General features: G+C 73.9%; 9 protein-coding genes. 2 read left to right on the plus strand and 7 right to left on the minus strand.

The window, feature by feature from the left end; all coding sequences use genetic code 11:
- Nucleotides 1–177 precede the first annotated feature (177 nt).
- From OO63_RS04700 to OO63_RS04730, 7 genes are all read right to left on the minus strand, one after another.
- Nucleotides 178–1,797 carry an Hsp70 family protein gene (locus OO63_RS04700; protein ID WP_030357484.1) on the minus strand — a complete coding sequence of 540 codons (1,620 nt, stop codon included), beginning with the start codon at nucleotides 1,795–1,797 and terminating at the stop codon, nucleotides 178–180.
- Nucleotides 1,798–1,902: 105 nt separating this feature from the next.
- Nucleotides 1,903–2,979, minus strand: coding sequence for a hypothetical protein (locus tag OO63_RS45925; protein ID WP_030357485.1), 1,077 nt, complete (start codon nucleotides 2,977–2,979; stop codon nucleotides 1,903–1,905).
- Entirely contained in the window at nucleotides 2,972–4,930 is a 1,959-nt protein-coding gene (locus tag OO63_RS04710; protein WP_033263819.1) for a P-loop NTPase family protein, read from the minus strand. Before OO63_RS04710 ends, OO63_RS45925 begins: the two co-directional genes overlap by 8 nt.
- Before the next feature lie 180 nt (nucleotides 4,931–5,110).
- On the minus strand, nucleotides 5,111–6,064 hold the full coding sequence (locus OO63_RS04715) for a universal stress protein (RefSeq protein WP_051810559.1): 954 nt from the start codon (nucleotides 6,062–6,064) through the stop codon (nucleotides 5,111–5,113).
- Nucleotides 6,065–6,132: 68 nt separating this feature from the next.
- On the minus strand, nucleotides 6,133–8,493 hold the full coding sequence (locus tag OO63_RS04720) for a phosphoketolase family protein (RefSeq protein ID WP_033263820.1): 2,361 nt from the start codon (nucleotides 8,491–8,493) through the stop codon (nucleotides 6,133–6,135).
- A gap of 335 nt (nucleotides 8,494–8,828) precedes the next feature.
- Nucleotides 8,829–9,698: a universal stress protein gene (locus OO63_RS04725; protein ID WP_030357488.1), complete on the minus strand. Its 870-nt coding sequence runs from the start codon at nucleotides 9,696–9,698 to the stop codon at nucleotides 8,829–8,831.
- 166 nt (nucleotides 9,699–9,864) lie between these two features.
- A complete protein-coding gene (locus tag OO63_RS04730; protein ID WP_030357489.1) occupies nucleotides 9,865–10,800 on the minus strand; it encodes a GbsR/MarR family transcriptional regulator in 936 nt (311 codons plus the stop codon).
- Between the two features lie 234 nt (nucleotides 10,801–11,034).
- On the opposite strand from OO63_RS04730, the gene OO63_RS04735 reads away from it, so the two are divergent.
- Together OO63_RS04735 and OO63_RS04740 are read left to right on the plus strand one after the other, a co-directional pair.
- The gene (locus OO63_RS04735) at nucleotides 11,035–11,988 is read left to right on the plus strand and encodes an ABC transporter ATP-binding protein (protein ID WP_234311092.1); all 954 of its coding nucleotides are present in this window, start codon (nucleotides 11,035–11,037) and stop codon (nucleotides 11,986–11,988) included.
- A complete protein-coding gene (locus tag OO63_RS04740) occupies nucleotides 11,985–12,869 on the plus strand; it encodes an ABC transporter permease (protein WP_051810560.1) in 885 nt (294 codons plus the stop codon). The genes OO63_RS04735 and OO63_RS04740 overlap by 4 nt, the downstream gene beginning before the upstream one ends.
- Nucleotides 12,870–12,917 lie beyond the last annotated feature (48 nt).

Genomic DNA, 12,917 nt, shown 5'->3' on the forward strand with positions numbered 1-12,917 from the left:
CGGGGGGGGGCGGGGAAGGGCAGGGGGGTGGGGCAGCGGCAGCGGGTCAAGCGGGGGGGGGCGGTGTCGGGGGCGGTATCGGGGGCGGTATCGGGGGTGCTTCCGGTGACGTCTTCGGGGCCGCTTCCCCGGGTGCGGGCCTCGTCGGGCCGGGTCCCTTCGGCGGGTTTCACGGAGTCAGAGGGTGCCACTGAACGGGTCCTTGCTCTCGTCGTAGAAGAGGCCCGACTTCATGACCTCCTCGAAGACCACGCCGTCCGCGGCGTCGACCAGGTCGAGGGGCGCGGTCACGGTACGGCGGCGGGGCCGCCGCTGGTGGAAGCGCAGCGTGCCGGTGGCGTCGAGGGACACCCAGACGTAGCCCTCGGGCACGTCGGCGAGGGTCCCGAACTCCCGGTGCGCCGGGTCCGGCCCGGCGTCCCGCTCCACCCCGGTCCCCGCTCCCGCGCCGGGCTGCCCCCAGTACAGCGTGATCCGCCGCGCGGCCACGTGCAGCAGGAGTCCGCCCGCCGGGACCGGATCGCCCGCGAACGCCAGCGGCTCGCGTTCCCGCAGGCCCACGCCGACCTGGTACACCTCCTGGTGGAGCGAGTAGCGCAGGGTCGCGGGGGCGCCCTCGTGCTCCGGCGGGGCGACCAGGCCGTGCGGTACGGCGGTCGTGTCCACCTCGGGGCCTTCGAGCAGCCAGCCGGGGGTCCCCTTGCACAGCAGGAGCGTGATGCGTTCCTCCTGGTCGATCTCGAAGCGGACGTTGACGCCTGCGACGGCGAGCTGGTCCGCCTCCTCCTGCAGCATCGTGTGGGTCGCCCACAGCGATTCGGCGTCCGGGGCGTCGTCGTTGGAGACGTCGTAGCGGTGCACGGCGAGCACGGCGCGCACCGGGTAGGAGACGCGGCCCTCGGCGTAGGCACGGCCGCCGGGCTCCAGTTCGAGCCGCTGCCCCCGGCTGAACACCGGTTCCGGGTACGTCTCCTGCGACCCCTTGCGCAGGTGGAAGTCGGCCGCCAGGTTCACGTACAGGCGGCTGGCGTCGACGTCCAAGTAGGAGATGCCGCTGAGCAGTTCGGGGATGACCTCGGGGTCCTCGGCGTCGGGGCTGAGGTCGGCCACCGCGTCCAGGTACACACCGCCCACCGCCGTCCCGGTCTTGGCGAACTCCGCGTCGAACTCGACCTCGAAGGTGGGCGCCAGTCGGTCGCTCTCGAAGCGGCGGCGCAGCCCGTCCTCGATGCCGCGACGCAGCGCGGCGGAGTGCATCGAACCGCCGGAGAACAGCACGCGGTCGACGCTCTCGTGACCTCCGCCGGACACGTCGATGCCGCCGCGGGCGATGCCGCCGGCCAGCCAGGTGATCTCGGCGACGAGTTCGCGCAGCTGCTCGGCGAGTTCGTCGGCAGTGACGGTCACCTCCGTGGCCGAGGGTTCGGCGGGTGCCGTTCCGTCCGGGGACTCCGGCCAGACGAAGGGAACGGCGTCGGAGCCCTGCACGGCGCTGCCAGGAGCGGCGGAGCGCACCCGGACCGCCACGGGGCTCTTTGCCCCGAGCCCTTTCCGCTTGACCGCGTCCGCCGCCTCCCACAGCGCCTGGAACAGCTGCTTGCGGGGCGCGGCCTGTTCCACGCCCTGGAACCGGGTGTCGCCGGGCCTGATCCCGAGCTTGGTGCGCAGCAGCGTGAAGAGCTGGGCGGTGAGGCGGTCCCCGCCGAGGTTGAGCCGCCCGCCCGAGGCCAGGACCTGCGGCTGGAGCGTGTAGAACCGCCCCGGGCTGTTTCCCGCGGCCGCCGGTGTCGCGTCCACGACGGTCACCTTGATCAGGGCGCAGTCGGTGGTGCCCCCGCCGACGTCGAGGACCAGCAGGTTCTCGTGCCAGGCGCGGGCCTTGGCCCACTCGTCGGGCTGCTCTCAGGCGCGCCCGCCCTCGGGGCAGCGGGCGTTCAGCCGGAACGCCTCGACACCGAGCAGGAAGTCCGCGCCGAGCCGCTTCATCATCGCGAACCCGGCGGCGGCGACGGCCTCGTCGATGTTCATCTCCACCTTGCCCCCGAGGGTGCGCAGCACCTTGAGCAGCTCATCACGCTTGTCCGGCGGCAGCTTGGTGGGGAAGGTCACGCTCAACGAGCCGATGGCACGCGGCAGCTTGAGCTCGTCCGCGACCAGCTCGGCGAACCGCGCGTACACGCCGCGGAACAGCTCCCTGCCGCTGAGGCCCGTGCCCGGCACCTCGATGTCGAGGTCGGCCAGATGGCGCTTGGCACCCCGGATGCGTTCGCCGGTGGCGTCCGTCGCGAAGTCGACGCTGTCACCGGTCACGACCAGATCGCTGGTGCGCGGCCTGGTGTGGCTGACGTGGTGCACGTCCAGGGGCGCGCAGCCGAAGACCTCGCGCCAGGCCTCCCCCCTGATCCGGGGGATGCCGATGGTGCGGTCCTCGATCTCCTGCGCCGGGTCCGGCGAGTCGTCGGTGGCGAACAGCTGGACCGGCAGCAGGCTCCTGGCCCGTTCCACACCGGCCGCGGGCAGTGCGGCGTCGCTGCCGCGCACCCGGCGGCGGTCGAAGACGCCGCACACGGCACGGCTGGTCCCGAAGTCGAAGAAGGCGCCGATGAGGTCGGGACCCGGTGTCTGTGCGGGACTGCCGTCGGGCGTGGCCTGGGTCATGGGTCGGTCTCCGATCTGTTCCGGGTCGAGCCGGAAGCTGCCGCGTGCCGACGGCGCGGGGACGCGGGATTCCGGTTGGTGGCGGCGGTAGTGGACGACGACCGTGGGCGCGGTGGGCCTGCGCCGCCACGGGGTGAGGACGAGGTCGGCGTCGGCCGCCGCGCCGTCGACGGGCGGCGTGAAGGTGGTGGTGCTGACGACCGCCGAGCCGTCCAGCACGTCGACGCGCTCTATGCGTCCTGGAACGGTGCCGCGCCGCAGCGCGAGGCCCGCGCCGCCCGACCGGCCGTAGAGCTCCAGCGACGGCCGGTCATCAGGCACGTCCCGCCCTCGCCGTCGACAGTTGCTGCAGCTCGGCCCCGATCTGGTTGAGCACGGCGACCGGTCCGGTGGCACTCACGAGCGCGAGCCGCTGCTGGACGAGGAGTTCACCGAGCGCCTTCTGGGTCTGGACGACGGCGGGTTCGAACTTGTCGATCAGCCGTCGTTCCAGGAGCCGGGCCAGTTCCTCGCGGACCCGGGCGACCTGCCGGAAGTACAGCCGCGCCGCCGGGCGGTGCCCGGTGCCGCCGTCGGCGCCGTGGCGTCCGGCCACCTGGTGCAGCAGGCGCCCCGCCATGGTGTCGACCTGCGCGACCTCCTCGGCGTCGGCGTCCGCGCGCGGCTGCTGCGGGCCGTCGTGCGCGTCGGCTCCGGACGGCGCCATGAGCCGCGCCCACGGCGCCCCGTCGGCGAAGTCCTGGCGGGTGTGCGAGGCCCACCAGCTCTCCAGGGCCTCGGTCAGCTCGGTCCGCGTCCCGTCGACGGCGGCCGCGGCGAGGCCGCCGACGTCGAGGCCGCGCAGCGGCTGGAGCGCGTCGCCGTCCGCCCTGCCCCCGGTGCCGGTCTGTTCCAGAGCGAGCCGCACCTCCGACCAGGCGTCGGCCGCGTACACGGCGGTGTCGGCCTGTTCCCTGGCGATGCGGCGCAGGTCGGCGATGGGGCGGGCGTCGTCGCGGGCCGCCGCCTCCTGGAGTTTGAGCTTCCCGGCGACGGGGACGTGTCCGCCCGCCTCCTTGAGGAGCCGGATGCCGTCCTCGATGAGCTGCTCGAACTCCTGGGAGTCGACGTGTCGCGTGTCTCTGTCGGCGAGTTCGGCGATGAGCGCGCGCAGATGGCCGACGCCGCCGTCGGCGAGGGCGCCCTCGACGGCGGCGCGCAGCTGCCCGCCGGTCGCCCCGGACGGGCCCCACGCGGCGGCGCGCCACTGCTCGCGCGCGAGTCGGGCGCTCTTCCAGATGTGCGGGTTGTCCGAGTCGAAGGCGTTCCAGTCGGCCTCGGTGGCTGCGGCCCACGGGCCGCTGACGGCGGCGACGCGCGTCTCACGGCCGGGCCGTCCGTCCGCGCCGATGTCACGCACCAGGGAGGCGACGGATGTCTCCAGGACGTCCAGGGAGTTGGCGTTGCTCGGGTTGTCGACGGCGTCGAGGCGGGTGGCGACGAACACGCAGTGCGGGTCGGGCGCGGTGCGCGGTGTCGTGAACTGGGTGCCACCACCACAGGCCACGGTGAGCAGGGCGATGTGCGCGCGGCTCTGCGTCTCGGCGATGACGACGTCCTCCAGGGCGCCGCCCTTGCGGGTGCCGGGGGTGTCGACGATCACCACGGACCGACCCGCGGCCCAGTCCAGCGGCCACACTTCGGCAGGGACGTGCAAGCGCGCACTCACCCGGGCGATGAGCGGGGTGCCGCGCCCGGAGGTGAAGATGACGGAGCCGCCGCGGGCGGCCAGTTGCTCCATCGTCAGGGTCTCGCCGTAGCCGAGCCGGTCCACGGCCTCCAGCATCTCCTGGACGATGCCGACGTGCGGATGCGCCGTCCGGCTCATCTCCTCCAGGCTCCGGGGATCGTCCTCCTCCAGGTCGAGCAGACGGCGGGCCCGGCGGCGCGCGCCTTCCTCGGTGAGCGTCACGACCGTGTACTCGGGCGGGCCCGCGGGGCCCTCGTCCTGAACGAGCCGCAGCTCCGTGGAGACCGCGCTGACCGCGCCCGGGCCCACCGAGAAGATGTCGTCGCGTCCGAGGAGCAGGCGCAACGTGGTCGACTTCATCGAGGAGTTGGCCCCGAGGGCCACGATCCTCACCTCGCCGGCGGTGGTGTGCCGCATCCGCTCTAGGACGTGTTTCAGCTGGTCGATCCGGTCGACGAGCACGGGCGAGCCGGCGGGCAGCGAAAGCCGCCCCAGGCTCGCCTCCAGCTTCTCCAGCTTCCTGACCAGGTATGTGTCCCCCATCGGGTGCCTCCCCCTCGGCGTCCGGGGAGCACCACCCCGAACGCGCCGAACACCGCTTGTCCCCCCTGGGTGGGCGGCGACTCCAGGCCATTCAGCCTGAAGCACTTTTCATGATTTTGATAGACATCGGACACTCACTGACAGATGGTCAGATATACGTCTCCCAGCAGCTGTTGACGGTCAGCCGTGCGGCACCACCGCGATGGGACAGGCCACGTGCCGGACGGCCGAGTCCGCCGTTCTCCCGAGGCGCGGCCCGGCCTGCGCACGGCGCCCGACGACCAGGAGCGAGGCGCCCGTCGCCGCCTTCAGCACGTGGTGCCCCGTGCGCCCGGACCGGACGCGCTCGACGACCTTCGTGGCGGGGTAGGCGCGGCGCCACGGCAGGAGCTCCGCCGCCAGCTCACGGCGTGCGTCCTCCGCGCGCTCGGCGAGGACGTCGGGGACCGCACGGCCCGGGGCGCAGGCGTCGAGCGGCGGCACGGTCCACACGTGCAGCACGTGCAGGGGCGCGCCGCGGACGGCCGCCGCGTCGAAGGCGTATCCGAGCAACTCCTCAGCGGGGAGCGGGAGATCGAGCGCGAGGACAACCGGCCGGTACGGCGTGCTGCGCGAGGGTCCGCCGTCGGTGTCCGGGACGTGGGCGTCCTCGGGGCACTCCCCCGCGCGGACGAGCACCACCGGCCGCTCCGCGCGCGCGGCCACCGCCGAGGCCACCGAGCCGACCAGGAAGCCGCCGAACCCGGCCGGGCTCCGGGAGCCGAGGACCAGTGTCTCGGCGTCGGCGGCCGCCGCGAGCAGGGCGGCGGCCGTCGGTCCGGAGGGCTGCTGGGCGTGGATCCGCAGCGCCGGATGGACGTACGACAACGTGATCGCGGCCCGGTCGAGGACGCCGCGCGCCCGGTCGGCTGGACCGGCCCGGCGTATCCGCGGCTGGTGGTCCTGGTCGGCCGCGACGTGCAGCAGACGCAGCGGCACCCCGCGGCGCAGCGCCTCACGCGCCGCCCAGTCGGCGGCGTCCATCCCGGCGAGAGTGCCGTCGATGCCCGCGGTGACCGTACGGGTGCGGTCACCGGCGGCGAGACGGGTGCGGGTCGTCGGGCAGGGACGGGGTGACGTGCGGTGGCGATTCATGGGGTGCCTCGGCGGGTGTGCGATCCAGTGCTGTTCGGATACAGGTGCGGGTGCGGGTCGGGGACGGTTCAGTACGGCCACGACCAGTCCGCGACCTCGGGCATGTCGGTGCCGTGCTCGCGGATCCACGCGTGGTGGCGGCTGCGCTGGTCGGCCATCAGCTGCCGCAGGGCCGTGGCACGGACGGACAGGTCGGGGACGCGGTCGACGACGTCCATGACCAGGCGGTACCGGTCGAGGTCGTTGCGTACGACCATGTCGAAGGGCGTGGTGGTCGTGCCCGCCTCCTTGTAGCCGCGCACGTGCAGGCGGCTGTGCCCGGCGCGGCGGTAGGCGAGGCGGTGGATCAGCCACGGGTAGCCGTGGTAGGCGAAGATGACCGGCTTGTCGCGGGTGAACAGCGCGTCGTACTCGAAGTCCGCCATGCCGTGCGGGTGTTCCTCGCGCGGCAGGAGCCGGGCGATGTCGACGACGTTGACGACGCGCACGGCGAGTTCGGGCCGGTGCTCGCGCAACAGGGCGGCGGCCGCGAGGACTTCCAGGGTGGGGACGTCGCCCGCGCAGGCGAGCACGACGTCGGGGTCGCGCAGGCCGTCGTCGGTGCCCGCCCACTCCCACACGCCCGCGCCGCGCGCGCAGTGGGCGCGGGCCGCGTCGAGGTTCAGCCAGTCGAAGCAGGGCTGCTTGCCCGCGACGATCACGTTCACGTGGTCGCGGCTGAGCAGGGCGTGTTCGGCGACGCAGAGGAGCGTGTTGGCGTCCGGCGGCAGGTAGACACGGACGACTTCGGGACTCTTGTTGAGGACGTGGTCGACGAAGCCGGGGTCCTGGTGGGAGAAGCCGTTGTGGTCCTGGCGCCAGACGTGCGAGGTCAGCAGGTAGTTGAGGGAGGGGACGGGCGCCCGCCAGGTCAGCTCGCGCGCGGTCCGCAGCCACTTGATGTGCTGGTTGACCATGGAGTCGACGATGTGGACGAACGCCTCGTAGCAGGAGAACAGGCCGTGGCGGCCGGTGAGGAGATAGCCCTCCAGCCAGCCCTGGCAGAGGTGTTCGGACAGGACCTCAAGCACGCGGCCGTCGGGGGCGAGGTGTTCGTCGGTGGGCAGCGTCGCGGACTGCCAGGCCTTGCCGGTGGCGGTGAACAGGGCGCCGAGGCGGTTGGAGTCCGTCTCGTCGGGGCCGACGACGCGGAAGTCACGCCGCTCGGCGGTGTCGGCCATGACCTTGGCGAGCAGCTGCCCGAGCACCCGCGCGGGCTCGTGCAGGGCGGTGCCGGGCTTGTCGACGGCGACCGCGAAGTCCTCCAGGGGGCGCAGCGGCAGGGTGCGGGTGAGCAGGCCGCCGTTGGCGTGCGGTGTCGCGCCCAGGCGCCGGTCGCCCGCGGGCACGCAGGCGAGGACCTTCGGCGTGGGGCGTCCTTCGGCGTCGAACAGCTCCTCGGGGCGGTAGGAGCGCAGCCAGGCCTCCAGCTGGCGCAGGTGCTCGGGGTTCTCGCGCACGCCCGCGAGCGGCACCTGGTGCGCGCGCCAGGTGCCCTCGACCGGCTCGCCGTCGACGTGCGCGGGCCCGGTCCAGCCCTTGGGCGTGCGCAGGACGATCATCGGCCACGCCGGGCGGCTCCCGCGCCCGCGCCCGCCCGTGGAGCGTGCCTCCCGCTGGATCGCGGTGACGCGGTCGACGGCCCGGTCGAGTGCGGCGGCCAGGTCGCGGTGGACGGTGCGGGGGTCGTCGCCGGTGACGTGCAGGGGCTCGTGGCCGTAGCCGCGCAGCAGGGCGTCGAGCTCGGCTTCGGGGATGCGGGACAGGAGGGCCGGGTTGGCGATCTTGTAGCCGTTCAGGTGCAGGATCGGCAGGACGGCGCCGTCGTGCACGGGGTCGAGGAACCGGCTGGAGTGCCAGGACGCGGCCAGCGGCCCGGTCTCGGCCTCGCCGTCGCCGACGACGCACGCCACGAGCAGGTCCGGGTTGTCGAAGGCGGCGCCGTAGGCGTGCGCCAGGGAGTAGCCGAGTTCGCCGCCCTCGTGGATGGAGCCGGGGGTCTCGGGCGCGACGTGGCTGGGCACGCCGCCGGGGAACGAGAACTGCCGGAACAGCCGCTCCATGCCAGCCGCGTCCCGGGTGACGTCCGGGTACGTCCGCGTGTAGCTGCCCTCCAGCCAGGAGTTGGCGAGGACGGCGGGCCCTCCGTGGCCGGGGCCCCACACGCACAGCGTGTCGCGGTCACGCTCCTTGATCAGCCGGTTCAGGTGCGTGTGGATCAGGTTGAGGCCGGGGGAGGTGCCCCAGTGGCCGAGGAGGCGGGGCTTGATGTGCCGCGGTTGCAGCGGCTCGGTGAGGAGCGGGTTGGCGAGCAGGTAGAGCTGGCCCGCGGCGAGGTAGTTCGCGGCGCGCCAGTGGGCGTCGAGGGCGCTGATGTGATCCTTGGCCATGGGTGACGGACCTCGATTCTGTCCGGGGATCGTGTCCGGGGCCGCGTCGCGCGGGTCCGGGGCTGCCTCGTACGGGTGCGGGTGGGCGTCCGGGTTCCACGTGCGGCGCGGTTCAGACAGGTCGGGCGCAGGGACGTCTGGTGCGTCGAGCACGTCCGGCGCATCCACCACGTCCGGCACGTCTGACATATCGGGCGCTTCTGGTGCGTCGGGCGCGGCTGCTGCATCGGGCGCATCGGGTGTGTCTGACGCATCGGGCGCATCGAGTGCATCGGGCGCAGCCGGTACGTGAGAGGCGTCTGGTACGTCCGGCGCGCACGCCGCGCGGGCGTCGCTCACGCATGGGGCACCACCGTGACCGGGCACGCGGCGTGGTGCAGGACGGCGTGGTTCACGGGGCCGAGCTGGAGGCCGGTGTGGCCGGGGCGGCGGCGGGCGCCGACCACGATCAGGTCGGCGGTGGCCGAGGCGTCGAGGAGGGCGGCCCGGGCCTGGCCCTCGACGGCCTCGTGGCGCACGGCGACGGCACCGTGGTCGCGTACGGCCGACCGCAGGGCCACGTCGAGTTCGCGCTCCGCGCGCAGCCGTCGCGGGTCGGCGGCGCCGACGGGACGCGGCCCGCCGCCGGCCTCGGGCACGGGGCGGCGCCAGGCGTGCACGGCGAGGAGTTCCGTGTCGCGCAGCCGGGCGGCACGGACGGCGTACGCCACCGCGGCCGCGGCCCCGGCGGCCTCGTCGACGCCGACGACGACGCGCCGGAACCCGCCGCGCAGACTCTGCTCCCCGCCGCGCACCACGGTGACGGGGCAGGAGGCGCGGGCGGCGACGGACAGGCTGACCGAGCCGAGCAGGAGCCCGGCGAGGCGGCCGCGCCCCCGGCTGCCGACGACCACCCCGGCCGCCCTGCGGCTCTCACGGATGAGGGCGGCGGCGGGGTCCTCGTCCAGGACGCCGCTGGTGACGCCGGCCGCGCGGGCCCGTTCGCCGACCCGCGCCGCGGCGGCCGCGAGGACGCGGTCGGCCTGGGCGCGCACGGCCTCGCGGTTGATGCCGAACGACGGTTCGTGGCCCTCGTACCACTCCCAGCCCGACGCGTGCACGACGCGCAGCGCGAGGGAGCCGCGCTCGGCCTCGTCGGCGGCCCAGTCGAGGGCCGCGAGGCTCGGTGGTGAGCCGTCCACTCCGACGATCAGTGTCCCGTCCACGGCGTACGGCCTCCTCGGCGTCGTGCCCGCGCCCGCTGCCGGGATCCGCCGCTCGCCCGACGGGTCCCACCCCGACGTTGGCATGCTCCGGCCGTGCCCGGGCAGAGGCGAACCGGCCCGATGAGGGGGCCGACCGGCCCTGCCGCAGGAGGGAGGCGAGGGGTGGTCAGCGCCGGTTCAGGGCCGCGCGCTGGGCGTCGCTGAGCCTCTCCGGCCTGGCGGCGACGCCGTAGGTGTCCGGTGCCGTGCGGCGCAGGGCCACCGGGTCGGCGATGTCCGGGTGCCGCTCGGCGTCGTGCAGCGCCATGGCGACGCGCTCCGTCGACCAGTCGAGCGCCGTCGCCAATTGCCCGGCGGTCAGCGGGGCTTCGGCGTGCACGAGGGCGGCGAGGACGGTGAGGGCGTCGGCGAAGGCGTCGGCGGTGGTGCCGCCCGCCATGTCGTCGCTGAGGCTGGTGAAGAACTGCCGCATCTGGTCGAGGCGGGCGCCCGCGGGTGTGCCGGGGTCGAGGATGTCGGCGCCCGCCTGCGCGGTGTCGGCCATCATCGCGTGCGTACGGGCGCTGGTCAGCCAGGTGCGCAGCCAGACGTCGTCGTCGATGACGTAGGCCTCGCGGCGTCCGGAGGCGTGGCGTTCGCGGCGCAGCACGTCCAGGCGTTCCAGGTACGCAACGGCCTTCGACACGGAGGCGGGGCTGACCCGCAGGCGCCGCGTCAGGTCGGCGGCGGTCAGCGCGCCGGAGTCGGCCGTGACGAGGCTCGCGAGGACGCGGGCGGCCATGCGGGGCAGCCCCGTGTGCACCATCAGCTCCGCGAACCGGTCGACGAAGCCGCGGACCGCCTCGGGGTCACGTCCGTATCCCGCGTCCTCGGCGGGCGCGTCCTCGCCCCGGGCCGAGGCGGCGCGCCGGGCACGGCGGGCGGTGGCGTGGTGGGCGTGGTCGGCCCGGTACCCGCGGGGGCCGCCGTTGCGGGCCACTTCCCTGCTGACGGTCGACGTCGGCCGGTCGAGACGCCGGGCGATCTCCGCGTACCCGAGCCCGTCGGCGAGCCCGGCGGCGACGCGCAGCCGGTCCTCGTGGGTGAGCCTGCCTCCAGGCATCGTCGCGCGCTCCCCTCCGCCGCCATGGCCTCTGGTCGATGACCGGGACAGTATCCGTTAACGGACATCTCATTGCAACGAAGAGGAGCCAAGTGTTGCGTTCACCTTCACCTCCATTGCACTGACTGGGCATTTTTCTCGCCAGAACACCCCTCGCTCCCACTCTCGCCCATTGCGCCAGCCATAAACGCAACGTAGCTTTCGCGGCCGATGAACAGTGAGGACAAGGTATCGATGACTACGGACACCGGCTGTGACGACGTCGTACTCGACGTCGAAGGGCTGCGCATGCGGTACGGCACGACGGACGTCCTGCGGGAGGTGACGTTCCGCGCCCGGCACGGCGAAGTGCTTGCCCTGCTCGGGCCGAACGGCGCGGGCAAGACCACCACGATCGAGATCCTGGAGGGCTTCCGGATGCGCTCGGCGGGCCGGGTCCGGGTCCTCGGCACGGATCCGGCGCGCGGCGACGAGGCGTGGCGGGCGCGGGTGGGTGTCGTCCTGCAGTCGTGGCGCGACCACGGCAAGTGGCGGGTGCGGGAGCTGCTCGCGCACTTCGGCAGGTACTACGTCCCGTACGCCACCGAGGCGGTGCCGCGCCCCTGGGGCGCCGATGAACTCCTCGCCGCCGTGGGCCTGTCGGCGCAAGCGGGCGACAAGGTGAAGACGCTGTCGGGCGGGCAGCGGCGCCGCCTCGACGTGGCGATCGGCCTCGTCGGCCGGCCCGAACTCCTCTTCCTCGACGAGCCGACGGCGGGCCTCGACCCGCGGGCCCGCCACGAGTTCCACGACCTGGTCCACGGCCTGGCCGCCGAACACCGGACCACGATCCTGCTCACCACGCACGACCTCGCGGAGGCGGACAGACTCGCCGACCGCATCATGATCCTGTCCGGCGGCCGGATCGTCGCGGACGGCACCGCGGCGGACCTCGCCCGCCGCACGGCCGCGGCGGACGAGGTGAGCTGGACCCGCGAGGGACGGCGGTTCACGCACACGACCGGTGAATCGACGCGGTTCGTACGGGAGTTGTTCGCCCGGCACGGCGAGGCGATCGGTGATCTGGCGGTCCGCCGGGCCTCGTTGGAGGACACGTATCTGGCGCTGGTGCGCGAACCCGGGAATGGAAGCGGCTTGCCGACGCCTGCCGCCGCGCACGGGGAGCGCACGACGGAGGTGGCCCGATGAGCACCCTCGCCCCCGCGCGGTGGACGCGCCCCGCGAGCCCCGCGGTCACCGCCCTGCGCGCGGGCTGCGGACGCGGCGCGATCGAACTGCGCCAGTCGTTCACCAACGGCGCGGAGCTGGTGTCGCACCTGCTCTGGCCCGTGCTCATGCTCACGGCGCTGTTCTTCCTGCGGGACACGGAGTTCGGGTCGAGCGGGCTGCTGCTCGGCACCCTCGCGCTGCCGAGCATCCTCGGCATGAACGCCGCGATGGGCATGGTCACGATGAGCCAGGTCCTGACGGCCGAGCGGGAGGACGGCACCCTGCTGCGCGCCAAGGCGACGCCGGGCGGGATGCGCGGCTATCTGACCGGCAAGGTGATCTCCGTCGCCGGGGGTCTCATCGCCGACCTGGCGATCCTCCTCGTCCCCGGCATGTTCCTCATCGACGGCCTGGCGGCGGACGACGCCGGGTCCTGGCTGACGCTGCTGTGGATCCTGGTCCTCGGCATGGTGGCGACGCTGCCCATCGGCGCGATCCTGGGCTCCCTCTTCCCCAGCGCCCGCAGCCAGGGCCTCATCCAGCTCCCCGTCATCGGCATGATCTCGATCTCCGGCGTCTTCTATCCCCTCACCGCACTCCCCGACTGGCTCCAGATCGTCGCCCAGTGCTCCCCCATCTACTGGCTCGGCCTCGGCATGCGCTCCGCGCTGCTCCCCGACGCCGCGGCGCAGGTGGAGATCGCCGACTCCTGGCGCCACCTGGAGACGGCCGCGGTGCTCGGCGCCTGGGCGGTGCTCGGCCTGGCCCTCGCTCCGGTGGTGCTGCGGAGGATGGCGCGACGGGAGTCGGGGTCGGAGGTGGCCGAGCGCCGGGAGAGGGCGCTGCAGCGCGTGGGCTGAGGACGCTGCAGCGCGTGGGCTGAGGGCCGCGCGAGCGCGCGGGGCCGC

Source organism: Streptomyces alboflavus (assembly GCF_000716675.1).
GTDB lineage: Bacteria > Actinomycetota > Actinomycetes > Streptomycetales > Streptomycetaceae > Streptomyces > Streptomyces alboflavus.